This is a genomic window from Streptomyces sp. RPT161 (genome assembly GCF_027533845.1).
GTDB lineage: Bacteria > Actinomycetota > Actinomycetes > Streptomycetales > Streptomycetaceae > Streptantibioticus_A > Streptantibioticus_A silvisoli_A.
On record NZ_JAPZVN010000001.1, the window covers coordinates 740,334 to 766,269 of the forward strand.

21 protein-coding genes, 1 pseudogene and 1 riboswitch are annotated in these 25,936 nt (G+C 71.3%); of the genes and pseudogenes, 8 read left to right on the plus strand and 14 right to left on the minus strand.

The window, feature by feature from the left end; genetic code table 11:
• Nucleotides 1-138 precede the first annotated feature (138 nt).
• Nucleotides 139-293, plus strand: a riboswitch (cyclic di-AMP (ydaO/yuaA leader).
• 7 nt (nucleotides 294-300) lie between these two features.
• Nucleotides 301-1,443: a C40 family peptidase gene (locus O5O46_RS03340; protein WP_269853665.1), complete on the plus strand. Its 1,143-nt coding sequence runs from the start codon at nucleotides 301-303 to the stop codon at nucleotides 1,441-1,443.
• A gap of 69 nt (nucleotides 1,444-1,512) precedes the next feature.
• On the opposite strand, the gene O5O46_RS03345 is transcribed toward O5O46_RS03340, so the two are convergent.
• Nucleotides 1,513-1,866: a hypothetical protein gene (locus O5O46_RS03345; protein ID WP_269853666.1), complete on the minus strand. Its 354-nt coding sequence runs from the start codon at nucleotides 1,864-1,866 to the stop codon at nucleotides 1,513-1,515.
• A 264-nt stretch (nucleotides 1,867-2,130) separates the two neighbouring features.
• On the opposite strand from O5O46_RS03345, the gene O5O46_RS03350 reads away from it, so the two are divergent.
• The 3 genes from O5O46_RS03350 to O5O46_RS03360 all read left to right on the plus strand — a co-directional run bounded on the left by O5O46_RS03350 (nucleotide 2,131) and on the right by O5O46_RS03360 (nucleotide 4,437).
• Nucleotides 2,131-3,174 (plus strand): C40 family peptidase, encoded by a 1,044-nt coding sequence (locus O5O46_RS03350; RefSeq protein WP_269853667.1) that lies wholly within the window; start codon nucleotides 2,131-2,133, stop codon nucleotides 3,172-3,174.
• A 162-nt stretch (nucleotides 3,175-3,336) separates the two neighbouring features.
• Nucleotides 3,337-3,900: a DUF4232 domain-containing protein gene (locus O5O46_RS03355; protein WP_269853668.1), complete on the plus strand. Its 564-nt coding sequence runs from the start codon at nucleotides 3,337-3,339 to the stop codon at nucleotides 3,898-3,900.
• A gap of 138 nt (nucleotides 3,901-4,038) precedes the next feature.
• Entirely contained in the window at nucleotides 4,039-4,437 is a 399-nt protein-coding gene (locus tag O5O46_RS03360; RefSeq protein ID WP_269853669.1) for an ATP-binding protein, read from the plus strand.
• 44 nt (nucleotides 4,438-4,481) lie between these two features.
• Here the strand turns inward: O5O46_RS03360 and O5O46_RS03365 are convergent, their stop codons facing one another.
• Together O5O46_RS03365 and O5O46_RS03370 are read right to left on the minus strand one after the other, a co-directional pair.
• Nucleotides 4,482-5,165, minus strand: a complete 684-nt coding sequence (locus O5O46_RS03365; RefSeq protein ID WP_269853670.1) for a LuxR C-terminal-related transcriptional regulator — start codon at nucleotides 5,163-5,165, stop codon at nucleotides 4,482-4,484.
• On the minus strand, nucleotides 5,162-6,433 hold the full coding sequence (locus O5O46_RS03370) for an ATP-binding protein (RefSeq protein WP_269853671.1): 1,272 nt from the start codon (nucleotides 6,431-6,433) through the stop codon (nucleotides 5,162-5,164). The genes O5O46_RS03365 and O5O46_RS03370 overlap by 4 nt, the downstream gene beginning before the upstream one ends.
• 151 nt (nucleotides 6,434-6,584) lie before the next feature.
• Between O5O46_RS03370 and O5O46_RS03375 the strand changes: the two genes are divergently transcribed.
• Together O5O46_RS03375 and O5O46_RS03380 are read left to right on the plus strand one after the other, a co-directional pair.
• Nucleotides 6,585-7,910 carry a PspC domain-containing protein gene (locus O5O46_RS03375; protein WP_269853672.1) on the plus strand — a complete coding sequence of 442 codons (1,326 nt, stop codon included), beginning with the start codon at nucleotides 6,585-6,587 and terminating at the stop codon, nucleotides 7,908-7,910.
• Nucleotides 7,894-8,118: a hypothetical protein gene (locus tag O5O46_RS03380; protein ID WP_269853673.1), complete on the plus strand. Its 225-nt coding sequence runs from the start codon at nucleotides 7,894-7,896 to the stop codon at nucleotides 8,116-8,118. The genes O5O46_RS03375 and O5O46_RS03380 overlap by 17 nt, the downstream gene beginning before the upstream one ends.
• On the opposite strand, the gene O5O46_RS03385 is transcribed toward O5O46_RS03380, so the two are convergent.
• The 4 genes from O5O46_RS03385 to guaA all read right to left on the minus strand — a co-directional run bounded on the left by O5O46_RS03385 (nucleotide 8,081) and on the right by guaA (nucleotide 11,883).
• A complete protein-coding gene (locus O5O46_RS03385) occupies nucleotides 8,081-8,590 on the minus strand; it encodes a DoxX family protein (RefSeq protein WP_269853674.1) in 510 nt (169 codons plus the stop codon). The two genes, O5O46_RS03380 and O5O46_RS03385, sit on opposite strands and share 38 nt — an antisense overlap.
• A gap of 148 nt (nucleotides 8,591-8,738) precedes the next feature.
• Nucleotides 8,739-9,533: a class II aldolase/adducin family protein gene (locus O5O46_RS03390; protein ID WP_269853675.1), complete on the minus strand. Its 795-nt coding sequence runs from the start codon at nucleotides 9,531-9,533 to the stop codon at nucleotides 8,739-8,741.
• A gap of 41 nt (nucleotides 9,534-9,574) precedes the next feature.
• The gene (locus O5O46_RS03395) at nucleotides 9,575-10,171 is read right to left on the minus strand and encodes a Uma2 family endonuclease (RefSeq protein WP_269853913.1); all 597 of its coding nucleotides are present in this window, start codon (nucleotides 10,169-10,171) and stop codon (nucleotides 9,575-9,577) included.
• 122 nt (nucleotides 10,172-10,293) lie between these two features.
• Nucleotides 10,294-11,883 (minus strand): glutamine-hydrolyzing GMP synthase, encoded by a 1,590-nt coding sequence (gene guaA, locus O5O46_RS03400; RefSeq protein ID WP_269853676.1) that lies wholly within the window; start codon nucleotides 11,881-11,883, stop codon nucleotides 10,294-10,296.
• Between the two features lie 305 nt (nucleotides 11,884-12,188).
• Here guaA and O5O46_RS03405 point away from each other — a divergent pair, with 305 nt between their 5' ends.
• Together O5O46_RS03405 and O5O46_RS03410 are read left to right on the plus strand one after the other, a co-directional pair.
• A complete protein-coding gene (locus tag O5O46_RS03405; RefSeq protein ID WP_269853677.1) occupies nucleotides 12,189-12,473 on the plus strand; it encodes a chorismate mutase in 285 nt (94 codons plus the stop codon).
• Nucleotides 12,474-13,221: 748 nt separating this feature from the next.
• A complete protein-coding gene (locus O5O46_RS03410) occupies nucleotides 13,222-14,217 on the plus strand; it encodes an LAETG motif-containing sortase-dependent surface protein (RefSeq protein WP_269853678.1) in 996 nt (331 codons plus the stop codon).
• A 66-nt stretch (nucleotides 14,218-14,283) separates the two neighbouring features.
• Here O5O46_RS03410 and O5O46_RS03415 read toward each other — a convergent pair whose 3' ends face one another.
• From O5O46_RS03415 to O5O46_RS03445, 7 genes and pseudogenes are all read right to left on the minus strand, one after another.
• Complete coding sequence (locus O5O46_RS03415; RefSeq protein WP_269853679.1) at nucleotides 14,284-16,050, minus strand: GMC oxidoreductase; 1,767 nt, start codon at nucleotides 16,048-16,050, stop codon at nucleotides 14,284-14,286.
• A 78-nt stretch (nucleotides 16,051-16,128) separates the two neighbouring features.
• Nucleotides 16,129-17,760 carry a succinic semialdehyde dehydrogenase gene (locus tag O5O46_RS03420; protein WP_269853680.1) on the minus strand — a complete coding sequence of 544 codons (1,632 nt, stop codon included), beginning with the start codon at nucleotides 17,758-17,760 and terminating at the stop codon, nucleotides 16,129-16,131.
• Nucleotides 17,761-17,927: 167 nt separating this feature from the next.
• Nucleotides 17,928-19,328 (minus strand): dihydrolipoyl dehydrogenase family protein, encoded by a 1,401-nt coding sequence (locus tag O5O46_RS03425; RefSeq protein WP_269853681.1) that lies wholly within the window; start codon nucleotides 19,326-19,328, stop codon nucleotides 17,928-17,930.
• Nucleotides 19,329-19,405: 77 nt separating this feature from the next.
• Nucleotides 19,406-20,368, minus strand: coding sequence for an alpha/beta fold hydrolase (locus tag O5O46_RS03430; protein ID WP_269853682.1), 963 nt, complete (start codon nucleotides 20,366-20,368; stop codon nucleotides 19,406-19,408).
• 165 nt (nucleotides 20,369-20,533) lie between these two features.
• Nucleotides 20,534-22,468, minus strand: coding sequence for a protein kinase (locus O5O46_RS03435; RefSeq protein ID WP_269853683.1), 1,935 nt, complete (start codon nucleotides 22,466-22,468; stop codon nucleotides 20,534-20,536).
• Between the two features lie 243 nt (nucleotides 22,469-22,711).
• A pseudogene (locus O5O46_RS03440) lies at nucleotides 22,712-23,920 on the minus strand (serine/threonine-protein kinase); the annotation flags it as partial.
• 205 nt (nucleotides 23,921-24,125) lie between these two features.
• Nucleotides 24,126-25,931 (minus strand): serine/threonine-protein kinase, encoded by a 1,806-nt coding sequence (locus O5O46_RS03445; RefSeq protein WP_269853684.1) that lies wholly within the window; start codon nucleotides 25,929-25,931, stop codon nucleotides 24,126-24,128.
• Between the last annotated feature and the right edge of the window lie 5 nt (nucleotides 25,932-25,936).

The following is a 25,936-nucleotide window of genomic DNA, read 5'->3' on the forward strand; positions in this document are numbered from 1 at the left end:
ACCGTTCGGAGGACCGGTCGCACACAGGATCACGGAATGGTTGCGTACAAATCACGCCACGGGCTTCACACCAGCCACACACGTTCGCTAGCGTGCTCGACCAGGCGTCCGTCCCCCAACTCGGCGACCATGCCGAGGCGTACGCCTCCGCTGAGTCCGGCCCGTCCGGAACCGGGGACCCATCCGCACCACCTGGGGTGAATCGGCACGCGCGGCCCCAGCGCGAGCCGTAGGGCAACCTTCCGACCGCCCGAACCCGACAGCTAACCCGGTAAGCGGTCCACGGAAGGAGCGCCCGCGTTGGCGTCGCATCGCAAAGCCCGCAAACCGCTGAGCCTCGCCCTGGCGGCACCGGGTACCCGCTCGGCCATAGGTCTGACCTCGGCCGCGCTCGCCACCGTCACCCTGCTGAGCGAGACCGCCTCCGCCGCGCCGGCGCAGCCCTCCGCGCAGCCGTCGATCGAGGCGGTGCAGCAGCAGGTCGACCAGCTCAACCATGACGCCGAGGTCGCCACCCAGAAGTACAACCAGGCGCAGGAGAACACCGACGCGCAGCGCAGGAAGGCGGACGCGCTGCTCGACCAGGTCGCGAGCGGGGCGCAGAAGCTCAACGCCACCCGGCGCACGCTGGGGCAGTACGCCGCAGCGCAGTACCGCACCGGCGGACTGGGCAAGACCGCGCAGTTCTTCCTGGCCGCCGATCCGCAGCAGTACTTCGACCAGTCGCACCTGTTGAACCGGGCCTCCGGCAAGGAGCAGCAGGTGCTGGCGGACTACGAGACCCAGCAGGCGCAGGCCGCCAGGCAGCGCGGTACCGCGGCCAGGAGCCTGCAGTCGCTCAGCGACGCGCAGCAGCAGCTGGCGACCGACAAGGCGACGGTGCAGAAGAAGCTCACCCAGGCGCAGGACCTGCTCAACAGCCTCACCGCGCAGCAGAAGGCACGGCTGGCGGCGCTGCAGAAGCAGAAGGAGGAGCAGGCGCAGCGGGAGGCGGAGCGGCTGGCCGCCGAGCAGCGGCAGAAGCAGAGGTCACAGGGATCGCAGCAGGGGCCGGGGTCGGGCGGCGGCGGTTCGTACGCCGGATCCTCCTACGCCGCCAAGGCGGCCAAGGCGATCGCGTTCGCCAAGGCGCAGCTCGGCAAGCCGTATGTGTGGGGCGCCACCGGGCCCAACTCCTACGACTGCTCCGGCCTCACCCAGGCCGCGTGGGCCGCCGCGGGGGTCACGCTGCCGCGCACCACATGGGACCAGGTGAACGTCGGCCAGCGCGTCGCGGTCTCGGACCTCCAGCCCGGGGACCTGGTCTTCTACTACAGCGACATCAGCCATGTCGCGATGTACATAGGCAACGGCCAGATGATCCAGGCTCCGCACACGGGGGCCGTGGTGGACATCCAGCCCGTCACCGAGATGCCGATCTACGGGGCGACGCGCCCCGCGTAGCGAGACGGCAGGGCCTTCGGGGGCTCGGTGCCCGAAGGCCCTGCCGGGGGCCACCCTCGGTGGGGTGCCCTACGTCCACAGGACGGCGATGAAGATGTTGGCCATCGTGAGGCCGCCGACCGTGGCGAGGGCGCCCTTCTCCACCGTCTCCTCGTCCCGCTTGACGTAGACCAGGCCGAGGATCACCACCAGCAGCGCCAGCTTGACGCCGATCTTGATGGTGTTGATGTGCTGGCGCTGGGCCTCGTTGAGGCCCACCAGCACGATGCCGGTGGCGAGCATCGTCAGTGCGCCGTGCAGCATCGCGGGGACCATGCGGGCCTCGCCGCGCCCCATCGCCTTCATCTGGGTGAGGAAGCCGCCGAGCAGCGCGGCGATGCCGATGATGTGCAGGCCGACGAAGAGATGAATCAGCACGTCCATGGGCGTGAGCCTAATCTCGGCCATAGCACCCACTCCCACCCGGGTGCGCTCCAACCCGCGCTTCGGTCGTCGCCACCGACGAAACCACGTCGCCCGCATAACACGACGATCATGTTCGATCACCACATGATCGCTTGGCGCCAGTCCCGATCCATGCCCCGCATCCGCGTAACCCTCCGGTCTAGCGTCCCTCAGCAGAACCGAAGCGCTCCCCCGAACCAGTCGGGGAAGACCGCGCCATCGCGGAGACGGAGAAGTACCCCCGTGGCCTCGCACCGAAAACCCAAGCGGCGCGCCCTCACCGGAGCCACCGCCCGCACCGCCGCCACATTCGTGATCGCGGGAGCGGGCGCGGCCAGCGCCCTGACCGACACCGGGCACGCGGCCCCCAAGCCCGCACCTGAGCAGGTCAAGTCGAAGGTGGACGCGCTCTACCAGCAGGCCGAGCAGGCCACCCAGAAGTACGACGCGGCCAAGACGCTGGCCGGCGCCGAGCGCGGTGAACTCGCAGTACTTCAGGACGAGTTGGCCCACCGCACCCAGCAGATCAACGAGTCCCGCGACCGCCTGGGCACGGTCGCCGCCGCCCAGTACCGCTCCGGCGACCCCGCCCCGGCCATGCGACTGCTGCTCTCATCCCGGCCGGACCAGTACCTGGAGCAGGCGGGCATGCTCCAACGGGCGGGCCGCAGCCAGGCGGCGACCCTCGGCGGCCTGACCACCCAGGAGCGGCAGGCACAGGCGCTACGCGACCAAGCGTCCCGCAAACTCACCACACTTCAGGCCACCGAGCACGAACTCGCCGTCAGCAGGCAGACGGTGACCGCGGAGCTGGACCACGCCCGCGAGCTGCTCGGCCAACTCCCCCCGAGCCAGGCGGCAACGAGCCGGCCCGCGGCCCCCCACACCCCCGTTGCCGCGCACCCCGCCCCCGTTGCCCTCCCGGTCCACGCCCCCAACTCCCGTGCCGCGCAGGCCGTTGCCTTCGCGCACGCGCAACTGGGCAAGCCGTACGTGTGGGGTGCGACCGGCCCCAACTCCTATGACTGCTCAGGGCTCACCCAGGCCGCCTGGTCCGCCGCCGGAGTCTCCCTCCCCCGCACCACGTACAGCCAGATCAACGCCGGCGCGCGGATCTCGCAGGACCAACTCCAGCCGGGAGACCTGGTGTTCTTCTACTCCAGCATCAGCCATGTCGGCCTGTACATCGGTGACGGCCAGATGATCCACGCCCCACACCCGGGCGCTCCGGTCCGCGTCTCCCCGGTCTCCGAGATGCCGTTCGCCGGAGCCACCCGGCCGGCCTGACCGGCGGAAAATCGCCAATCCGGGCTCTTTAAGACAGACTTGACGAGGGTTCACATAGCAAATGTATTAGACATGTAACAGCAGAAACCCTTCTCCCACCCTTCCCGTCTCCCACCGCAGAGCGCTCCGCCAGGAGCGCCGACCAGGAGGGGAAACACCGAGATGTTCCGCACCGCAGCCGTCGCCACCACTGGCGCCCTCGCCGCCCTGAGCTGCCTCACCCTCACCACGGCGGGCACGGCCAACGCCGCCACCGCCGCCACCCCGACGGTCGCCCAGTGCGCCACGGGAGACCTGAAGGCCGACTTCCAGCTCCAGCCGAACGTCGGCGACCGGCCCGAGACCGAGGGTTCGGCGCTCATCATGGTGACCAACCACTCCAAGCACACCTGCTCCGTACGCGGCTTCGTCGGCCTGGGATACGTGGACGCCAAGGGCAAGCAGCACAGCGCGGCGACACACCGCACCTCGTACGTCCCCACCACGACCATCACCCTGCGTCCGGGTACGACGGCGTTCGCCGGGGCCGACTTCGTCTCCCAGCCGTACGGTTGCCAGAAGGCCACCAAGGCGCTGGTGACCCCGCCGAACCAGACGACCTCCATAGCCACGCCGTTCCTGTCCGCGGACGGCGGCGGCAAGAAGCAGGACATCACCCTTTGCGGCGACAAGTTCAACATCACCGCCCTGGCGCCCAGCGCCTCCTGGATCGGCATCTTCCACTGACCAACCGACGGCCCGGGACCAGCACGCGGCGGCGTTGCGACCCCGGGCCGTCGTGTTTGTCACGCGACGGGCACAACAGCGCTCCGTACCCGTACCGTCACTCCACACGCCCCCTTCCGGAGCGGCACCGTATGAGCCGTGAACGACGTCGAACGGCGCTTCCCGCGCCACTCCCGCAGCGTCGGCCGGGCCCGGAAGTGGCTGCGGCAGCAGGTGGGTTCGTGGGCCATTCCGGATGAGACGGCGCAGACCGCCCTACTGCTGCTGAGCGAGTTGATGACGAACGCCTGCCGCCACGCCCGGGTCCCGCCCGGCCGTCAGATCGGTGTCCGCTGCGTACGCACGGCGGACACCCTGCGCATCGAGGTCTCGGACGCCAACAACGACTGGCCGCGGCCACGTCAGGCCTCGGCCCGGGACTGCTCGGGCCGGGGTCTGACGCTGGTGGCGATCCTTGCGAGCGCCTGGGCCGTACAGCCCCGCCCGTACGGGATCGGCAAGACGGTGTGGTTCGAGCTGCCGGTGAGATCCCGGTAGGCGGCGGGACGCCCTCCCCGCCTGCGGCACCGAGCTGACCTCGACTAGACCAGCCTGCGGGCAGTGGCCCAGCGGGTCAGCTCGTGGCGGTTGGAGAGCTGCAGCTTGCGCAGCACCGCCGAGACGTGGGACTCAACGGTCTTGACGGAGATGAACAGTTGCTTGGCGATCTCCTTGTACGCGTAGCCGCGGGCGATCAACCGCAGTACCTCGCGCTCGCGTTGGGTGAGCCGGTCCAGGTCCTCGTCGACCGGTGGGGCGTCGGAGGAGGCGAAGGCGTCCAGGACGAAACCGGCCAGCCTCGGGGAGAAGACCGCGTCGCCGTCGGCCACCCGGAAGATGGAGTCGACCAGGTCGGGACCGGTGATCGTCTTCGTCACATAACCGCGTGCGCCGCCGCGGATGACACCGATGACGTCCTCGGCCGCGTCGGAGACGGAAAGCGCCAGGAAGCGCACCGGCTGCTCGGCGTCGGCCATCAACGGCGCGCAGCGGCGCAGCACCTCCACCCCGCCGCCGCCCGGCAGATGGACGTCCAGCAGCACGACGTCGGGACGGGTGGCGGTCACCACCGTCACCGCCTGGTCGACGTCGGCGGCCTCGCCGACCACGTCGACACCGGTGCGGCCGGTGTCGCCGATCTCGGCCTGCACACCGGTGCGGAACATCCTGTGGTCGTCGACGAGCACCACCCGTACCTGCCGCGTCGCAGACGTCTGTTCGCTCATCCCGCCGACCTCTCCATTTCCAGTTCCACTTCGGTACCCCCGCCCGGTGCGGCATGCAGCCGGGCCTCGCCGCCGTTGCGCTTCATACGGCCGATGATCGACTCCCGGACGCCCATCCGGTCGTCCGGCACCTGGTCGATGTCGAAGCCGGGACCACGGTCCCGTACCGAGACGAAGACCCGGGCGTCCTCGACCTCCGCGTACACCTGAACCGCTTCGTCGCCACCGTACTTGGCCGCGTTGACCATCGCCTCACGCGCGGCCTGCATCAGGGCGCCGAGGTTGCCGTCCAACGGGCAGTCACCGACGCACACCACCTCGACCGGAACCCCGTGGTGGTCCTCGACCTCGGCCGCGGTCCGGCGCACCGCGTCGGCCAGCGTGGTCGGCTCGTCCTCCTTGCCGGTGCCCTCCGGCCGGTACAACCAGGCACGCAGCTCGCGCTCCTGCGCCCGGGCCAGCCGGGCCACCTCGCGAGGATCGTCGGCGTGCCGCTGGATAAGGGTCAGGGTGTGCAGCACGGAGTCATGGACGTGCGCCGCGACCTCCGCGCGCTCCTGTGCGCGGATGCGCATCATCCGCTCCGTCGACAGGTCCTGGGTCATCCGCACCACGTACGGCCCGGCGAGCAACGCGATGCCGACCAGCACGGCGAGCGACGCCTGGAGCACCGCACCGAAGTCACGCGCGGAACTGCGCACCACCAGGAAGCCGGTGACGCCGGCGGCCACCAGGATCACGCCCGCCGCGCCCCGGGCCACCGGCCAGAACCGCTTGCCCCGGCTCATCTCCACCCAGCGGGCCCGACGGGCGTTGTCCGCCTGCCGCCACACCAGCGCCACACCCGCGCCGATCAGGACGACGGGCCAGATGTAGTGGTTGGCGGCGCCCGGGTTGAGGTTCTTCACCAGCACCGCGAAGCCCGCGATCACCGCGGCCATCGCGAGGATCTGCCCCCGGTCGGGCTTGCGGCCGGACGCCAGCCAGGCGCGCGGGTTCAGCGGCTGCCTCGCCGCCTGGTCGACCCCGCCCACCCCGAGCGGGACGACGAACCAGAACGCCGCGTACAGCGGAATGCCGAGGCCGCCGATGGTCAGCAGCACGGCGAAGGCGATCCGCACCCAGGACGTCGGCAACCCCAGGTGACCTGCCAGCCCACGCGCCACACCACCGATCATGCGGCCCTCCGAGCTGCGGTACAGCTTGGGCGGCGGATCGTCGTCGAAGTCGGCGCGGGCGGACCCGGCGGGCGCGGACACGGCAGGCATGTATCCGATCGTCACATGCCGCGGCGGCGTCCGGCATCAGGGTTGCCCCCGAGGTCTTCCCTGACCTGGGTGTCCCTGAGCAAGGAATCAGGGTCGGACCAGGGGAGTCACCGATTCCGGCGGACCGCGGGCAACCCGCACCATAGGAGGCATGACAGACGAGGACCCGCGGGGTGAGGAACGCGTCACGCTGGGCAAACAGCTGCGCAAGGGGCTGGCCCGCAGCCGCCGCCAGAAGGTAGTCGGCGGTGTGTGCGGCGGCCTCGGCCAGTACTTCCGCATGGACCCGGTGATCTTCCGGGTGGTGCTCACCGTGCTCGCCCTGACCGGTGGCGTCGGTCTGATCGCGTACGGCATCGGGTGGCTGCTGATCCCGATGCGCGGTGAGGACGAGACCGAGCTGCACCGGCTGCTCTCCGGCCGGATCGAGGGGAGCGCGCTGACCGCGCTGCTGTTCACGCTGGTCGGCTCGGGGCTGTTCCTGTCCACCATGGACAACGGGAGCAGCCAGGCGTTCTCCATCTGCCTGGTGGCCGCGGTGGTCGGAGCGATCTACTGGTCCACCCAGCGGCGGTCGGCGCTGGCCCGGGCCGGGGCGGACGGTGAGGGAACCGCCAGCGCCACGAACCAGGTGTCCGACGCGCCCCCGGCCGCGCAGCCGCCGCCCGCCGACGCCCCGTCGTGGTGGCGGGAGCACCGGGCCCACGCGTCCACCGGGTACCTGTGGGGTCCCGACGACTCGGACGAAGGGGCGCCGTACGAGAAGTGGTCGGCGCCGTTCACGAAGTCCCGGGAGCCGCGGGAACCCCGGACCGCCGGTGAGTACCGGCAGCGGCGCGAGCGCTCGGGGTTCGGCCTGGGGACCTTCTGTCTCGCCGTGCTCGCGGCGGGCGCCGGTACGGCGCTGTCCTGGCGGCACCACCCGCTGGGCACGGTCATCGAGATCGGCTTGGTCAGCGCGCTCGGCGTGTTCGGCCTGTGCCTGGTGCTCGGCGCCTTCCGGGGGCACCGGGCACGCGGCACCATCCTGTGGGCGGCGCTGAGCACCGTGCTGCTGGTGGGCGCGGCCTCGCTGCCGAAGTCCGTGGGCACCGACTGGCACCGGGAGAACTGGCGACCTACGGCCGCCGCGCAGCTGCGGCCCACCTACCAACTCGGCACGGGCCAGGGCACCTTGGACCTCACCGGCCTCAACCTCAAGGGCGGTAACGCCAGCACGACCGTGGACATCGGTGCCGGGCGACTGGAGGTACGGGTGCCGGAAGACGCGACGGTCAACGTGCACGCCAAGGTCGGCCTCGGCGACCTGCGACTGCCCGAGGCGCCCGGCTCACACCGGGTGGACCTACAGCCCCCTGGAATGGACCGTTCGGCGACGCTGGAACCGCCCGCGGGCACCAGGTCCGGCGGGACGATCACACTCAACCTGAAGGTCGGCGTGGGAGAGGCGGTGGTGCTGCGTGGCACCGGATCGTGAGCGGCGCTTCGAGCCGGCGACGCTGGTGGCGGGCCTGGTCTTCCTGGCCATCGCGGGCGGGTTCGGGCTGGCAGCGGCCGGATCCTGGCACCCCCGCCCCACAATGGCCCTGCCGGTGATGGGCCTCGGCCTGGTGCTGACCGGGCTGGTAAGGGCGGTGACGCGGTCGGTCAGGAGCCGCTCGCGGACTTCCGGCGGCGCGCGATGAGCGCGTCCAGCGACAGGTACGGCGCCCCGGCCAGCACCAGCGGCAACCACGCCATCAGGTACGGCAGATCGTTGCCGTAGTAGTACGGCGTGCTCGCCCAGCTCACCGTCAGCCACAGACTCAGCGAGATCAACGCACCGCCGAGCGCGGCCGGCCGGGCCAGCAGTCCGCACAACGTGCCCAGCCCGGCGGCGAGTTCACCGAAGGCGATGGCATGGCCGAACGCGTCCGGGTTCTTCAACGCCAGATCCACCATCGCCGGTATCGCCGCGCTGTCACGCACCGCGTGCAACGTGGCGACCAGCGAGCCCGGGGCGCCGGCGGAGAAGAAGGCGGGATGGGAGAGCTTGTCCAGCCCCGCGTAGACGAACGTCACGCCCAGGAAGACGCGCAGCGGCAGCAGCGCATGGCGGGCCGCGGCGGCCCGCCATCTCCCGTGGGACTCAAGCGCCGTCGCATGCGCACCACACATCGCGTCTCCGCCTCTCCGTCGGTTCCCACATCAGGTACGGGCGCCGGGCGGCTCCCGCTCAATACTGCGCGGGATTCCCGTGCCGACTTGTTGTGCGGACTCGTTGGGCGTGGCCGCCGTACGGGCCCGACGCGCCTGGCGCGCGGCGTCAGCCGAGCAGGTCGGGTTCGCTGCGGGTGATCTGGTTGTACAGCGGCTGGTAGTTGATCCACGCCACGAGGTCGTTCCCGAGCTGTTCGCGGGTGCGCACCGCGTTCTCGTAGGAGATCGGCACCGGTTTGCCCGCCGCCTTCGCGGTGAGCTGCACCTGGCAGGAGCGTTCCATGGTGATGAACCACCACGCGGCGGCGTCCACCGAGTCGCCCACGGTCAACAGCCCGTGGTTGCGCAGGATCACCGCCTTGTGCGGGCCGAGCGTCGCCGCGATCCGGCGGCCCTCCTCCTCGTCCACGACCACGCCCGTGTAGTCGTCGAACAGGGTGTGGTCCTCGAAGAACGCGCAGACGTCCTGGGTGATCGGCTCCAGCAACTCACCGAGCGCGGACAGCGCCCGCCCGTAGGTGGAGTGGCTGTGCGCGGCGGCGATGACGTCCGGGCGCGCCTTGTGGACCTGTGAATGGATCGCGAACGCGGCCTGGTTGACGTGGTGGCGGCCCTCCACCACCTGACCGGAGTGGTTGACCAGGATCAGGTCGCTGACCGTGATGTGCTTGAAGGACATCCCGAACGGGTTGACCCAGAAGTGATCGGTGAACTCCGGGTCCCGCGCGGTGATGTGGCCCGCGACGCCCTCTTCGAACCCGAACCGCCCGAACAGGCGCAGGGCCGCGGCGAGTCGCTCCTTGCGGTACGTGCGCTCGTCCTCGACGTTGTCGAACGTCGGCGGAAGCGCGAACTGGAGTTGGTCCGTGGGTATGGGCTGCGGCGGCGTCTTCTCACTCATGAGGCGGAAGTTACCGCGAGGTACAGCACATGGCCAGGGTCTTACAGGTGGTCGATCTCGGTGAGGTCGATGTCGATGGTGAAGGGGACGCCGACCTTGAGGTGGTCGTGGTGGATGCCGGTGACGACGTAGGTCCTGGTGACCGGGTCCAGTTCGTAGACGTAGACCACCGGGAGGTCCTTCTCGCCGGTCATCTCCACCCGCCAGAAGTGCGGGATGCCCGCCTGCGCGTACTTGTGCGGCTTGGTGTCCCGGTCCCGCTCCTCCGAGTCCGGTGAGACGACCTCGACCGCGAGCACGACGTCCTTCGCCTCGTATCGGGTCTGCCGCCGCCCAGTGACCGCTTCGGCCTTCAGCACCAGCACATCGGGTTCGGGAGCGGTGCGGTTGCTCAGCACGATGGTCATATCCCGCCGCACCCGCAGGTGCTCAGGGGCCGTCCGGCGCAGGCCCATGAGCAAGACCTCAACCGTCAACGCATGAAAATCCCGCTGCGGGCTCACGAAGACCAGGCTCCCGTCGATCAACTCGGTGTGCGGCGGGAGGTCGGGCAGAGTGAACAGGTCATCCACGGTGTAGCCGTCACGCGGCGGTTCAGGCCACGACGAGGCGGTGGCGGGCAGCGGTTCGGCGGTCATGGTTCCTCCCATGGACGGGATCCTGCACCGTACGGACAGCGTACCGAGCGTGAACGACAGCGCCGCCACTCATACGTATGAGCGGCGGCACGAGTCGTTGACGCGTTCGAATGGGGGTCAGGTCACTCCCACTCGATGGTGCCCGGCGGCTTGCTGGTCACGTCCAGCACCACGCGGTTGATCTCGCGCACCTCGTTGGTGATCCGGGTGGAGATCTTCCCCAGCACGTCGTACGGCAGCCGCGACCAGTCAGCGGTCATCGCGTCCTCGGAGGACACCGGGCGCAGCACCACCGGGTGGCCGTAGGTGCGGCCGTCGCCCTGGACGCCGACCGAGCGCACATCGGCCAGCAGGACGACCGGGCACTGCCAGATCTCGCGGTCGAGACCGGCGGCGGTCAGCTCTTCACGGGCGATCGCGTCGGCCTCGCGCAGCAGGTCGAGGCGGTCGCGAGTGACCTCGCCGATGATCCGGATGCCCAGGCCGGGGCCGGGGAACGGCTGGCGCCAGACGATCTCGGACGGCAGGCCGAGTTCCTCGCCGACCTTGCGCACCTCGTCCTTGAACAGCTTGCGCAGCGGCTCGACCAGCCGGAACTGGAGGTCCTCCGGCAGGCCGCCGACGTTGTGGTGCGACTTGATGTTGGCGGTGCCGGTGCCACCGCCGGACTCCACGACGTCCGGGTAGAGCGTGCCCTGGACCAGGAACTCCACGGCCTCGCCGTGCGCGCCCGCCTCGGCGACGATCTCGGAGGCGGCCTGTTCGAAGACCCGGATGAACTCCCGGCCGATGATCTTCCGCTTCTCCTCCGGGTCGGTCTTCCCGGCGAGCGCGTCGAGGAAGCGCTCCTGTGCGTCGACCACCTTGAGCTCAACGCCGGTGGCGGCCACGAAGTCCTTCTCGACCTGCTCGGCCTCGCCCTTGCGCAGCAGGCCGTGGTCGACGAAGACACAGGTCAGCTGGGAGCCGACGGCCTTCTGCACCAGGGCCGCGGCGACCGCGGAGTCCACGCCGCCGGACAGACCGCAGATCACCCGCTTGTCGCCGACCTGCTCGCGGACCGCGGCGATCTGCTCCTCCACGACGTTGTGCGTGGTCCAGGTGGGCTCCAGGCCCGCGCCGCGGTAGAGGAAGTGCTCCAGCACCTGCTGGCCGTGCGTGGAGTGCATCACCTCGGGGTGGTACTGGACCCCGTACAGCCTGCGCTCGTCGTTTTCGAAGGCGGCGACCGGAACGCCGTCGGTGGAGGCGGTGACGGTGAAGCCCTCCGGCGCGGCGGAGCAGGCGTCACCGTGCGACATCCACACCGACTGCTCGGCGGGCGTGCCCTCGAACAGGGTGGAGTTGGCGCCGTGCCGGTTGACGTACAGCGGGGTGCGGCCGTACTCGCGGCGGCCGTTGTTGTCGACCGTGCCGCCGAGCGTGGTGGCCATCAACTGGAAGCCGTAGCACATGCCGAAGACCGGGACACCCGCCTCGAACAGGGCGCGGTCGATGGAGGGCGCGCCCTCCTCGTACACCGACGACGGTCCGCCGGAGAGGATGATCGCCTTCGGGTTCTTGGCGAGCATCTCGCTGACCGGCATGGTGCTCGGCACGATCTCGCTGTAGACCCGGGCCTCACGGACGCGTCGGGCGATGAGCTGGGCGTACTGCGCGCCGAAGTCGACGACCAGGACGGTGTCGGCGGGAGCTGGGGTAGCTGATGCCACGGGCGGCCTTCCGGCGGTTGCTACAAGGGATCGATTCCCGATTCTACCGTTGCTACGAGAAACGCCTCCCGCCGCGGGTTCGCCAGCCGGGCGCGGTGGGCGGCGGTCGTGCATAATGGCCGCCATGTTCAGCAGCACGCACTTCGTCTTTACCTATGGCACCGGCTGGTCCGGCTGCCATGGTCATGCTGTCTGAACGAACACAGACATCAACAGGCGCCCCGGACCGGTATCGGTCCGGGGCGCCTGTCGTTTCCGTACCGTTCCGAAACCGTCGGGGCAGCGACCCGGGAGGTAGTACGGACATGAGCACGAGCGCAGTGGACACCGGTGCGGGCAGCGCCGACGCGGCGTCGCTGATCAGCGACGCGCGGCAGCGGATCGACGACCTGGACCAGCGCATCATCGGCCTGCTGGCCGAGCGCGTCACGGTCTCGGAGCAGATCCAACGCGAGCGGATCGCCTCCGGCGGGCGGCGGGTGCACCTGTCTCGCGAGATGGAGGTCATCAACCGCTACAACGGGGAGCTGGGCAGGCAAGGCACCGCTTTGGCCATGACGGTCCTCGCCCTGTGCAGGGGGCAACTCTGAGGCCGCGTCGGGGTTTGGCCGCCCGCCTTCTTCTCTGAAGCTCCCCCGACCCGGGACGAGCCGTGCGCGACGCCGGGCGAAGGCCCTGGGCGAACGCGTGTGACGGTGGGAGGAAGGCGGGCGCGGCGGCGCGCGGACGGCGCACACGGGCGCACCCGGGAGGCACGCCGCGGAAGGCCGCGCCAGCAGCCTTCCGGACATCACCCGTACGGCGCGTGACCAGGCAGGTGGCGGTTCGTTGGACCCGGTGTCCGTTCCAGCCAGGTGCGGTCGGGAGTAGTGATTACCACGCGTGGAGACCGCCCAGACGCAGCTGGGTGGATTCACCGGGGCGATGAGGCGTGCCTGGTCGCACGTCGTGGGACCTCGCCCTGGTTAACAGGTGACCGGTCAGCAGGGGACAGCAGCCCGGTCGCCCGACTGAAAAACAGGCGGTCGGTCCTGGGGACGCTTGGGGCCGACCGCTCTGCGAAGCGGCGAAGAAACGCTCCGCGAGGCGGTACGCGATGCACCCTACCGCAAGCGACCCGCTGTGACGTTGATCACCGAAAAACCAGCGCGGGCGTGGGCAACTGCCCGAATTCAATGGTTTGAGCCGTGCGCCGCACAGAAGCGTCTCTGTGGCGGCTGTGAAGACACCGGCCACACAGCCTCCACACGGCTTTACGATCAGCGCCTGCCGCACCGCGAGCCGCCCCCCCACCACCGCGACGGCCTCTCATCTTTTTCTGACCTAGAAGAGGTCTCAATGAAGCTTCGCCGCGCCTTGGCCGCGGTCGCCACGACCGCAGCCATCGCCCCCGCCGCGCTGCTGAGCGCACCGAGCGCGTTCGCCGCGGACGCCGCCGCGCCCGTCCCCAGCGCCGCCACTGGCGCCCCCTCGGCCGCCCCCGCGCCGTCTGCCTCCGCCACCGCGTCGGCCGCCGCGCCCAGTCCGAACACCCCGGCCGCCCACACCGGCACCACGCCGAGCCTGCCGCCGACCGCCACGCCCAGCGCGCCCGGCGTCTGCGTCGTGCAGAACCCCGGGTACAAGGCCGCCGTCCGCACCGCGATCAGCGGCCTGCCCGGCAGGATCGCCCGGGGCAGCGGCTGGCACGGCTTCACGCTGTCGGTGGACAACCCGACGTCGGCCAGCGTCACGCGGATCAACCTGTTCGCGGGCGTCGGCCCGGCCGCCAAGCAGGCCCAGGCGTTCGCCACCAGCCAGGTGGAGTTGCAGGCGTACCACCCGAAGACCAAGCAGTGGCTGGACGTCACAGACGGCTCCGGTCGCTCCGTCGGCTACTTCGGCTGGGGCATGCTGCCCGCCCGCACCCACTTCGACGTGCCGATGCGCATCGAGGTCAAGAAGAACGCCCCGATCGGCAACGGGCTGACCCTCGGCGCCGGGTTCTACCTCGACAAGCAGTACGACTGCGTGGCGGCCAGCGCCGCCGCCTACCGGATCCAGATCGTGGCGCCGGGCACCCGGACCACCGGTTCCGTGCCTCAGCCGCAGACCGGCGGCGAGGCCCCGGTCCCGGCCCCCAAGACCGCACCGGACAGCGCCCAGAAGGCCAGCGCCAACGAGGTCGTGCCCGCCTCGGCGACGTCCACCGACAGCGCGACCGGCGGCACGCTGGCGCACACCGGTGCGTCGTCCGCGCTGCCCGCCATCGCCGGAGCCGGTGCCGCCGCGGTGGTGCTCGGCGGCGGCGCGGTGTTCCTCGTACGGCGCCGCAAGGGCGGTTCCGCCGCCTGACGGCCGCGCAAGGCCGCACCAGAAGGACCCCGGGACCCGCGCCACGGCGCGGGTCCCGGTCGCGTCTCAGGCCCTCGGCGGCACCTTCGGCACCGGCAGCACCAGCGCCGCGAACGCGTCCTTGGGCACCGCCGGTCGCCGCGGCTCCACCGGTGAGACCCGCGCATACCCCTCGCCCTGCGCCGGACGCGGGTCGGTCTCGCCCTTGTTGGGCCACAGCGACATCGCGCGCTCGGCCTGTGCGGTGATGGTCAGCGAGGGGTTGACGCCCAGGTTCGCGGAGACCGCCGAGCCGTCCACCACATGGATGCCCGGATAGCCGTGCAGCCGGTGGTACGGGTCGATCACGCCGTGTTCCGGATCCTCGCCGATCGGACAGCCGCCGAGGAAGTGCGCGGTCATCGGCACATCCATGATCTCGCCGACGCTGCTGCCCGCGAAGCCGTTGATCTGCTCGGCCAGCACCCGGGCCGCCTGCGCGCCCTCGGGTATGTACGTGGGGTTGGGCGTGCCATGTCCCTGGCGGGCCGTCAACAAGCCCTTGCCCAGCCCCTTGCGCTTCCGGTACGTGGTCAGGGAGTTGTCGTGGGTCTGCATCACCAGGCCGATGATGGTCCGCTCCGACCAGCGGCGGTTGGACAGCGAACGCGCCGTCAGCGTCGGGTGTTTGACGCTGTTGGCCAGATAGGACAGCCAGCGCGGCAGGCGTCCGCCGTACGGCACCTGGAGCACGGACAGCGCGCCCATCGCGTTGGAACCCCTGCCGTAGCGGACGGGTTCGATGTGCGTGGTGTCGTTGGGGTGGATCGAGGAGGTGATGGCCACCCCCCGGGTGAAGTCCGCGCGCTCGCCACCGTGTGTGGCGCGGTATCGGCGGTCGGTGGTCTGCGCGCCGACCAGCGCCTCGGAGTTGGTCCGGGTCAGCTCGCCCAACCTCGCTGACATCCGGGGCAGTTCACCGCGGTCGCGCATGGCGTGCAGCAGGGTCTGGGTGCCGTAGGTGCCCGCGGCCAGCACGACGTGCGGGGCGCGCAGCACCTTCGGGGCGGTCCTGCGCCGGCCGGTCGGTACGGTGGCGACCCGGTAGCCGCCGTGCTCGGGGTCCTCGGCCAGGCCGACCACGGTGGTCATGGGGTGGATGACGGCACCGGCCCTCTCGGCCAGGTAGAGGTAGTTCTCGGTGAGCATGTTCTTGGCGCCGTGCCGGCAGCCGGTCATGCACTCGCCGCACTCCACGCACGCCCGGCGGGACGGTCCGGCGCCGCCGAAGTACGGGTCGGGGACCTCGGTGCCCGGTGGCACCTTCGCCGATCCCCCGGCGTCCTCGCCGTCCCCGAAGAACACGCCGACCGGCGCCATGTGGAAGGTGTCCGCCACGCCCATCTCCTCGGCGGTGGCCTTCAGATGGACGTCGGAGGGGGTGAGCGTGGGGTTCAGCCGTACCCCCAGCATCTTCCTGGCCTGCTCGTAGTACGGCGCCAGCTCCTCCCGCCAGTCGGTGATGTGGCCCCACTGGCGGTCGGTGAAGAACGGCTCCGGCGGTACGTAGAGGGTGTTGGCGTAGTTGAGCGAGCCGCCGCCGACCCCGGCGCCCGCCAGCACCAGGACGCTGCCCAGCAGATGGATGCGCTGGATGCCGTAGAGGCCGAGGGCGGGCGCCCACAGGTAGTCGCGCACCGCCCACGAGGTCTTGGGCAACGTCTCCCGGGTAAACCTCCGCCCCGCCTCCAACACCCCCACCCGGTACCCCTTCTCCGTCAGCCGCAGGGCGGCCACGGATCCGCCGAACCCGGATCCGACCACGATCACGTCGTAGGGGTACTCCTGATCCACGCGAAGTCCTTTCGTCGAACGGCGGGTTGGGGGCCGCGAGCGGTGGTCCGGGGGGGGGCCGAAGACCCCCGGGGGGGATCAGCGGAAGTGCAGGCGCTTGAGCGCCTTCAGGCTGCGGGTCATGAAGGCCGCGTACGCCTCGTCGTTCATGCCGAACGAGGGGGCCATGGGCAGGATGCGCTGGGTGGCCACCGTCTGCGGCTCGGTGTACTTGAGGATGCCCTCGGAGCCGTGCCTGCGGCCCAGGCCGGAGTCCTTCATGCCGCCCATCGGGGACTGCACACTGCCGTACGCCGCCGCGTAGCCCTCGTTGACGTTGACCGTCCCGGCGCGCAGGCGCGCGGCGACCGCGCGGCCACGGCGGGCGTCCCTGGTCCAGACGCTGGCGTTGAGGCCGTACGGCGTGGCGTTGGCGCGGGCGATCGCGTCGTCCTCGTCGTCGAAGCGGTAGACGGACACGACCGGGCCGAACGTCTCCTCGGTGCACACCGCCATCGGCGGCTGGACACCGTCCAGGATGGTCGGCTCGTAGAACAACGGGCCGATGTCGGGGCGGGCGCGACCGCCCGCGAGCACCGCGGCGCCCTTGCTGACCGCCTCCTCGACGTGCCGGGTGACCGTCTCCAACTGCCGCTGTCCGACCAGCGATCCCATGTCCGCGCCGTAGGCCAGCCCCTTGCCGAGGCGCAACGCGCGGGTGCGCGCGGCGAACCGCTCAAGGAACGGCTCGGCGACCGAGGAGTGCACGTACAACCGCTCGATGGATATGCACAGTTGTCCCGCCGACGCGAAGCACGCGCGGACCGCGCCCTCGGCGGCCTTGTCGAGGTCGGCGTCGCGCAGCACCAACATGGCGTTCTTGCCGCCGAGTTCGAGCGAGCAGCCGATCAGCCGGGCCGCCGCGCGCTGGGCGACGTCGCGGCCGGTGCGGGTGGAGCCGGTGAAGGAGACGTAGTCGGCGTGCTCCACCACGGCCGGGCCGACCACCGGCCCCTCGCCGATCACCACCTGCCAGACGGCGGGCGGCAGTCCGGCCTCGATGAGCTGCTCGCGCGCCCACAGCGCGGTCAGCGCGGTTTCCGTGTCGGGCTTCATCACGACCGCGTTACCGGCCACGAAGGCGGGCAGCGCGTCGCCGACGGACAGCTCGAACGGGTAGTTCCAGGGCGCGATCTGGCCCACCACACCGCGTGGTTGGCGCAGCTCGCTGACCTTGGTGAGGGCGGGCACGACGCCGGTGTGCCGCCTGGGGCGCAGATAGGCGGGCGCCTTGCGGCCGTAGTGCCGGGCGGCGACGGCGACGGCCTGCACCTCCTCGTGGGCGTGCAGCCGGGACTTGCCGGTCTCCACCTGGATGAGGTCGAGCACCTCGGACTGCCGCCGCAGCACGAGGTCGTGGAAGCGCAGCAGCACGGCCGCGCGCTGCCGCACCGGTACGGCGGCCCAGGCGCGCTGCGCCTCGCGGGCCGCCTCGAAGGCGCCGGTGATGTCCTCGGGGCCCGACTCCGGCAGTTCGGCGAGCCGCTCGCCGGTGAAGGGGGTGTGGTTGGCCGTGCGGCCGCTGCCCGCGACACCCCGGGTGAGCCGGGTGACCAGTTCGGCGGTGACCACATCGCCCGGCCCGCGGGTGCCCTCGGGGGCGACCGGGTTGCCGGATGTCTGCTGAGGCGTCTGTTGAGGCTTCGCGGAAATCTCCTGCGCGTCCGTCATGCCACGCGAGGTTACGGCTCCCGCCGGGTTTTGTGTACCCGGCAGTAACCCGATTTTGCCTGCCGGGTGCACGGGGCCTGCCTCCGGCAGACGATCCCGCCGCGACGGGGAGCACGCCCCACGGCGCGGCCACGGCGGTGTCCGGACGAACCGCGACCCGCCCACAGCTACTTGATCTGGCGCAACGCGTCCCCGATCGCCCGGTGGAACGTCGGATACGCCCAGATCTGCTCCCGCAGAACCGCAAGTGGGACGCGACCGTGCACGGCGACCGACAGGGCGCCCAGCACCTCACCGCCGTACGGACCGGCGGTCGTGCCGCCGACCAGCACACCGCTGAGCATGTCCGCGACCAGCTTGACGAAGCCGTCGTTGCCGATCTGGTGGGTGGTGCCGCGGGCGCTGGTCGACAGGTCCACCAGCCCGGTGCGCACCGCCAGGCCCCGCTCACGGGCCTCCCACTCGGTCAGCCCGACCGCACCGATCTCCGGGTCGGTGAACGTCACCCGCGGTACCGCGTGGTAGGCGGCGGGTGGACCGCCCTCGCCCAGGATTCCGCGCACCACCACGTCCGCCTGGTACATCGACACATGGGTGTAGGCGCCCTTGCCGGTGACATCGCCCAGCGCCCAGATGCCGGGCCGTCCGCTGACGGGCGGCGCCACCCGCAGCCGCTCGTCGACCGGGAGCGCGGGCGCCTCGGCGTCCACGTCGACGGCGAGCGCGCCCACCTTCGCCAGATCGCTGCGCCGTCCCGTCGCCACCAGCAGCCGCTCGGCGACCAGCCGTTCACCGCGGTCGCAGTACAACGTGAAACCGGCGCCCTCCTCGTGGTCGACCGCGCCGACCCGGGCGCTGGTGTGCACCTCGATGCCGTTGTCGGTGAGTACCTTCAGCAGCAGCTCGTGCGCCTCCGGCTCCTCGCGCGGCAGCAGCCGCTGCATGCCCTCGACCACGGTGACCGCGGTGCCGAAACGGCAGAAGACCTGGCCGAGTTCGAGCCCGATCGACCCGCCGCCGATCACCAGCAGCGAACCCGGTACCTCCTCCGCCCGTATCGCCTCCCGGTTGGTCCAGTACGGCGTCCTGGCCAGCCCCGGGATCGGCGGTACGGCGGGCTCGCTGCCGACCGCCAGCACCACCGCCTGCCGGGCCCGCACCGCGGTCTCGTTGCCGTCCACGTCCGCGACCGTCACCTCGTCCCTGGCGGTCAGCCGCCCGGTGCCGCGCAGGAACCGCACACCGCGACCGATCAGCCGTTCCACGGCGATCTTGTCGTCCCAGTCGGCGGTGGCCTTGCGTACCGCCCGGGTCACCGGCCGCCATTCCGGGTGCACCATCGCGGTGCCGGCGTGCCCGGTGATCCGCCGCCCCTCGGCCAGCAGCCCGGCCGAGCGCACCATGATCTTGGACGGAATACAGCCGTAGTACGGGCACTCGCCCCCCACAAGGCCCTCTTCCACCCCCACCACGTCGAGCCCCGCCTCGGCCAGCCGTCCGGCCGCCTCCTCCCCGCCGGGGCCGAGCCCCACGACGACGACATCGGCGGTGTCCGCGCGGACAGCCATGGGGTCCTCCTCGCGTACGGGATGCGAACGGTTGGAGTCTCCTTCCACGGTACGCGCGCCAGGGACCGTATGCCCGGTTACGAACCGGTCCGCTCGGGTCCGGCGCCCGGGTACTCGACGGGGTGGCAGTACGGCAGGTCATCGATGGGGCGGTCGGTGCAGAAGCGCAACAGGAGGTCGGTGAACTCCTCGATGCGTTCCATGTGCACCAGATGGTCGGCGTCCCTGACCGTCAGGAAGGCGGCACCGGGGAGTTGCGCGGCCGTCTCCCGCCCCATCCGCGGAGTGGTGAGCGAGTCGTACTCGCCGGTGAAGACCAGCGCGGACAGCGGTGGCACCGGTTCCGGGCGGTACCACTCGTGATTCAGCAGGCGGACGTTGTGGTCCACCACCGCCATGCCGATCTGCCGCGGCGTCTGCGCCATGAACTGCTGGTGGAGCAGTCGGGCGATGGCCGCGTGCCGCCGGATCCGCCCGGCGCCGGACGGTGACATGAACCGCGCCACCAGCTGGCCGGCCATCTCCTCACGGCGGTCCTCGTCCAGCATCCGCAGCCAGCGCGGAACCGCCTCCGCGTACTCCCGGGGCACCCTGGTGGTCATGCCGGCCAGCATCAGCCGCCGCAGGGCGTCCGGGTAGTGCTGGGCGAAGCGCAGCGCGATGGCGCCGCCGAAGCAGGCCCCCATCAGGTTGACCTTGGCCATGCCCAGTTCGTACAGGGTGTGCCGCACCGCGGCGGCCAGGAAGTCGATGCCGTACCTGGTGGGCAGCGGCTCGGCGGCACCGTACCCGGGCAGGTCGAGGGTGACCACGGTGCACGCCTCGGCCAGCCGCTCCTCGTGCCGCGCCCAGGAGAACCGGTCCTGGGACGATCCGCCGAGCAGTACCAGCGGCTCGGTGACCGCGGCGTCCTGCCACACCACCCGGCACAGGTAGCCGAACCCGTCGAAGGAGAGCCGGTGTTCCGTCACGTCACACGGCGCCCGTTCCGCCGGGCGGGCGGGCGGCAGGCGTAGCGGTGCCGTCGTTTCGGTGGACATGCGGGACTCCCCAACTCGCCGGGTGGACAGCGGACTTGGAACCGTTCGGCCGGACTGCCGGTGCCAACCGGGGCGCCGACGGCAACCCGGGATGTGTACCACCGCCAGCCGTCCCGCCCGGCGACGTTCACCCGTTGGAGGGCGCGCCGTTCGGACCCGCGCCGGTCAGCCGTTCGCGCGGAAGGTGAGCGTCGCCTTGTCGAAGTACTCGGAGATCACCGAGCGTTGGTCGTCGGGTCCGGTGAGCAGGACGATGTCGTACCGGCCACCGCGCGCGACCGCCATGTCGCGGCCGTAGACCTGGTTGCCGGAGTCGGGGTCGCGCCAGGTGAACTCGCCCTCCGCGGCGGCCGCTCCGCCCGCGTCCAGGCGCTTGAGCCCGGCGGCCGAGGACCATGTGCTGGACCGGAACGGCGCCAACTCCGGCTCCCTGTCCAGGTAGGCGAGCGGGTCGGCGCCGTAGGCGGCCGTGCTGTCCCGGCCCACCACGACGACCAGCTGCATCACGTCGCCGCCGCTGGAGAAGACGGTCTCGCCGTTGGGGCCGGCGGCCCTGGTCCAGCCGTTGTGCACCGCGATCGAGAACCCCGCCGGGTCGCCGCGTACGGTGAAGTCCGATCCCAGCGACGGGGCTTGCTGGGTTGAGCGGTCGGTGGGCGTCGGAGCGTCCTGCGACGCGGGCTCCGTCCGCCCCGCCGTCACGCCTCCCGAGACCTGCGCGGGCAGCGAGCGGCTGGAGACGCCGCCCGCGCCCTTGGGCATGAACAGCACCGCGTACAGCACCAGCGCGGCCAGCAGCAGGAGGACCAGGCCGACCAGCAGCAGCCCCATCCGGTGCGGCGTCCTTGCGGCGGTCTGGCTCAACTGCCCCGTGCGGCGCCGCACTTCGACCGTCTCACCGGCCGCGCCCGCCGGGGCGGGCCGCTGGCCGCGGCTGCGCGCGTGCCGGCCGTGTTGCGGGGCCGCGGCCATCGCGTCGCCGCCCGTGCGGCGACGTCTGCGCAGCCGGACCAGCTCGCCCCTGCGGCGCACCACGGGCAGCTTGTGCGGGTCGCCCGGACCGGCCGGCACCTGGACCATGCGGGCGCCGATGTCCGGCTCGGGCGCGGAGCGGACCAACGAGCGCAGCCAGCCGCTCAGTTCCTCGAACTCCGGCCGCTCGGTGGGGTCCTGGCGCAGCAGCGACTCCACGACCGGACGCAGCGGGCCGCAGTCCTCGGCGTGCGCGGGTGGCTCGGCGCAGACCAGGTCGACCAGTTCGGCGGCGCTCTCCTCGGGGAACGGCGGATGCCCCTGAACACAGCGGAACAGCAGCGCGCCGAGCGCCCACAGGTCGGCCGCCGGGCCGACGGGCGGCGCCAACTGCCAGTTCTGGTGCACCGGACCGGCCTGCTCCGGTGCCCAGCGCTCGGTGACCGGGCCGATCACGGTGATCCTGGCCTGCCGGGCGCGCTCCAGGGCCAGCGCGGAGTCCGGGCCGCCCCAACCACCGCGCTCCGCGCGGTCCTCGCCGCCCGCGCCGGCCAGCACCTCGCGCGGCACCGGGTCATAGCCGCACAGCGCCTCCTGGGCGGCGCCGAAGGCCAGTCCGTCCAGCATCGCCCGGCCGTCCTCGCAGACCAGCACGGTGCGGGCGGTGATGTTGCGGTGCGCCCAGCCGCGTGCGTGCAGTGCGCGCAGCGCGCCCAGCAGGTCGGCGGCGACCTCGGCGGCACGGTACGGGGACAGCCGCCGGTCGGCCAGCAGCGAGGCGATCGGGCGGGCCGGGACCAGTTCGGAGACCACCCACAGGCTGCCGTCCTCCACCAGGACATCGAAGACCTGGACCAGCGCGGGATGGTCCGGCACCGCGGCGGCGGCCCTGGCGGCTTCGAGAGCGCGGCCCGCGCTGTCCCCCGCACCGTTGTGCGCGGCGTCCGGCGCCGTCTCGTCGCCGACCACCTCGGCGTGCACGACCTCGGGCAGCAGCAACTGCCGTACCAGCACTTCCTGTCCGCTGTACGTGTCGAAGGCGCGGGTCTCCACCAGCTCGAACTCGTCGGCCGGCGGCCGGGGCAGCCGGTAGCGGCCCGCCAGCACCCGCCCGGCGTACTCGTCCACGGCTCCTCCCCATGAGCGTCGCATGAACGCGGTAGCACGGCTTTCGGTCAGGCGGCCGCACGGCACGGTGACGTCCGGCTACCGGGTGTTCGGTTTCTGGGCAGACGGCTTTCGGCCAAGCCGTCTTCGGTCAACCTCGGTCGGCGACGGACAGTCTGAGCCTTTTTACGATACGTGCTCATGGCCGGTCGGTTGACCGGTTTGAACGTGTTGAAGAAGGTCCGCCACGCGGTCGTCGGGCATACCGGACGCGTGTGAGGCGCCGGGCCGCTGACCGGACACGGCGCGATCGGCGGCGAAGGCCGTGCCGATGATGGCGCCCAGCACGGCGAGCACCACCACCGTCACCACTATCACCAGGGTGCGGCGCGGCACGACATCGCTGAGCGGTGCGCGGGCCGGGGGGAAGCCGGAGGTGCGGGTGGGAGAGAACGGCGAGGTGACCGCGACCGGCTTCAACTTCGGCTCGGGGTCGGACTTCGCGGTGGCGGCGTTGGTCAACGCCCGCAGCGCGCCCAGCATCTTCTCCTGCTGGAACGACAGCGGCCGGGCGTCGGTCGGGGTGGGCTGCGGATCGGCCGGGATCGCCATCATGCGGGTCTCCTCGGCGTCCGGCGCCTCCGGGGCGTTGACCGCCTCCTTCAGCAACTCCCTTACGCCCGGCTCGTCGAGACGCTTCACCGGGTCCTTGATCAGCAGACCGTGGATGGCGTCCGCCAGCGGTCCGGTGACCTTCGGCGGATCGACGGGCTCGGTCATCACGGCGGTGAGCGTGGCGATCGCCGAGCCCTTGTCGTACGGCGGGCGGCCCTCGACCACCGCGTACAGCAGCGCGCCCAGCGACCACAGGTCGGACGGCGGTCCCGGCTTCTGGCCACGGGCCCGTTCGGGAGATATGTAGGACGGCGCGCCCACCAGCATGCCGGTCGAGGTCACCGACGGGTCGCCCTCGACCTGTGCGATGCCGAAGTCGGTGAGAACCACCCGCCCGTCGTCCGCGATCAGCACGTTGGACGGCTTCACGTCACGGTGCAGGATGCCCTCGCGGTGCGCCGCGCGCAGCACGTCGAGGACGGCGAGACCGACCTCGGCCGCGCGTCTGGGTGGCAGCGGCCCGTCGGCGCGGATCGCGTCGGACAGCGAGCGGCCCTCGACCAGCTCCATCACGATCCACGGCCGCCTGTCCTCCTCGACCACGTCGAAGACGGTCACCGCGCCGTTCGCCCGGATCCGGGCGGTCGCCTTGGCCTCGCGCAGGGTGCGGGTGATCAGGCGGCGCTTCTCGTCGTCGTCGACGTTGCCGGGGAACCGCAGCTCCTTCACGGCGACGGTACGGCCCAGGGTCTCGTCGACCGCCCGCCACACCGTGCCCATACCGCCTTTGCCAAGGACCTCGCCGAGGCGGTAGCGGTCGGCGAGGAGACGGCCGGTGGTGCCTTGCGCCTGGGTCATCAACGTCCTCTGCAGATCGATATGACGGTGCATCGGGCGGCGCACGGGTCGACACGGGGTCGATGCGACTGCCCCATCACATCATCCCCTGTGGGTAGGACATCGGTACGCCTGCCCCCGGTTCCGGAACCGAGTGCTCATACTTCGACCGGTATACGCCGGTACTTCGACCGGTAGATGTCATCGCAGATGAGCGAGACCGGTCTCAGCCGCGCGGCTGGAAGGTCTTCACCGCGTTGTCGAAGGCCGGAAGCCGCTGCTGCCACTCGGCGTCCGGTGCCGAGAGGTAGATCGCGTACTCGGTGCCGCCCTCCTTGCCGAAGCCCAGGTCAATGGCGTGGTAGGTGCGGACCTTGCCGTTCCATTTCCACTCCCAGATCGCGGCCGGCACCTGCTGGCCGTTGATCTGCGCCTGGGTGGAGTTCATCCGAAGGGGGCTGTAGCCGTTGTTGTCGCCCTTCAACGTGACCTCCAGATCTCGGAAGTGCTGCAACGGACTCGGCCCGGCGTAGTCCTCGATGCTCACCAGCAGGTCGCACTTGCTCTGGGTGTCCACATAGTGGATGTTGCGGCCGTCCGAGTTCACCTGACGGGTCCAGCCGTTGGGCACCGCCATGGTGAAGCCCGCCGGGTCGTCGACCACATGGTAGCCGGGCGGCGCGGTCGGCGCGGGTCCCGTCGAGGGCCCCCCGGACGCTCCGCCACCGGCCGTCTGCTTGACGTCCGACCCCCCGCCGTTCCGGGTCAGCAGCAGTCCGCCGGCAGCGACCGCGGCCACCACGACGACGGTGGCGGCACACCAGGCGGCCACCCGCTTGCCGCGTCCGGTGCGGGGGGCGTCGTGCCGTGCGGGGTCGGCGGGGCGGTGCGCGGGTTCGGCGGACGCCGGGGCGGCGGCGGTCGGGGTGTGGACCTGTGCGGTTGGGTCCTCGGCGGACCGCTCGCCGTACAGGTCACCGGTGTCCTGGGGGCGCTGGGTACCCTGCGGGACCTGGGTGACTTGTGAGTCGTGGAAGCCCTGCGGGTCCTGGGGGTCCGGTTCGGTGCGCTGCTCCGGGACGGCGGCGGGGGCGGCGGCGCGCTGGCCGACCACGGCGGTCGGCTGGTCGTCGGTGGCCTCGCGCAGCGCCCACGACGGGGTCGGCCGGGGGGCGCGGGTGGCGACCGTCTCCACGGAGGCGACCAGCAGTCGCTCGGCCTCCTCGGCGGTCATCCGCTTGTCGGGGTCCTTCTCCAGCAGCGACTCGATGACCGAGGTGAGCGGGCCCGCCCGGCGCGGGGTGGGCACCGGCTCGGAGGCGATGGCGTACGCGGTCTCGATCGGGGTGTCCCGGCGGAACGGCGCCACGCCCTCCACCGATTGGTACAGCGTCGCTCCCAGCGCCCACAGGTCGCAGGCCGGGCCGCCGGTGCCGCCGGTTATTCGCTCCGGCGCCAGGTAGTCGAAGGAGCCGATCAGCTCTCCGGTGCGGGTGAGGGTGGAGGTGCCGGTCGCGGAGGCGATACCGAAGTCGGTGAGCACCACGCGTCCACCAGGCCAACTCCCGCCGCCCTCCGGGCCCTCGGCGCTCAACAGCACGTTGGCGGGCTTGACATCACGGTGCAGCACTCCGGCGCGGTGTGCCGCGCGCAGCGCGGCGACCATGCCGCGGCCGATCCGCGCGGCCTCACGCGGCGTCACCGGACCGTCCTTCTTCAGTACGTCACCGAGGGTCCTGGACGGCACGTACTCCATCACGATGCACGGCAGGCCCTCGTCCTCGACCACGTCGTGCACCACGACCACGTTGGGGTGGGTGATCCGGGCGGCGCTGCGGGCCTCCCTGCGGGTGCGCTCGTAGAGCGTCTCCCGCTCGTCATCGTGCAACTGCGGTGGTACGCGCAGCTTCTTGACGGCGACCTGACGGCCGAGCAGTTCGTCCTCGGACCTCCAGACGGTGCCCATGCCGCCCCGGCCTATCAGCTCGACCAGCCGGTACCGCCCGGCCACCAGCCGCCCCTGATCGGACACTCTCC

Excerpts from the sequence above, each read along its gene's own strand:
- O5O46_RS03345 (WP_269853666.1), bottom strand. The coding sequence starts at position 1,866 with ATGGACGTGCTGATTCATCTCTTCGTCGGCCTGCACATCATCGGCATC.
- O5O46_RS03355 (WP_269853668.1), top strand. The coding sequence starts at position 3,337 with ATGTTCCGCACCGCAGCCGTCGCCACCACTGGCGCCCTCGCCGCCCTG.
- O5O46_RS03365 (WP_269853670.1), bottom strand. The coding sequence starts at position 5,165 with ATGAGCGAACAGACGTCTGCGACGCGGCAGGTACGGGTGGTGCTCGTC.
- O5O46_RS03370 (WP_269853671.1), bottom strand. The coding sequence starts at position 6,433 with ATGCCTGCCGTGTCCGCGCCCGCCGGGTCCGCCCGCGCCGACTTCGAC.
- O5O46_RS03375 (WP_269853672.1), top strand. The coding sequence starts at position 6,585 with ATGACAGACGAGGACCCGCGGGGTGAGGAACGCGTCACGCTGGGCAAA.
- O5O46_RS03385 (WP_269853674.1), bottom strand. The coding sequence starts at position 8,590 with ATGTGTGGTGCGCATGCGACGGCGCTTGAGTCCCACGGGAGATGGCGG.
- O5O46_RS03390 (WP_269853675.1), bottom strand. The coding sequence starts at position 9,533 with ATGAGTGAGAAGACGCCGCCGCAGCCCATACCCACGGACCAACTCCAG.
- O5O46_RS03395 (WP_269853913.1), bottom strand. The coding sequence starts at position 10,171 with ATGACCGCCGAACCGCTGCCCGCCACCGCCTCGTCGTGGCCTGAACCG.
- O5O46_RS03405 (WP_269853677.1), top strand. The coding sequence starts at position 12,189 with ATGAGCACGAGCGCAGTGGACACCGGTGCGGGCAGCGCCGACGCGGCG.
- O5O46_RS03410 (WP_269853678.1), top strand. The coding sequence starts at position 13,222 with ATGAAGCTTCGCCGCGCCTTGGCCGCGGTCGCCACGACCGCAGCCATC.
- O5O46_RS03420 (WP_269853680.1), bottom strand. The coding sequence starts at position 17,760 with ATGACGGACGCGCAGGAGATTTCCGCGAAGCCTCAACAGACGCCTCAG.
- O5O46_RS03425 (WP_269853681.1), bottom strand. The coding sequence starts at position 19,328 with ATGGCTGTCCGCGCGGACACCGCCGATGTCGTCGTCGTGGGGCTCGGC.
- O5O46_RS03430 (WP_269853682.1), bottom strand. The coding sequence starts at position 20,368 with ATGTCCACCGAAACGACGGCACCGCTACGCCTGCCGCCCGCCCGCCCG.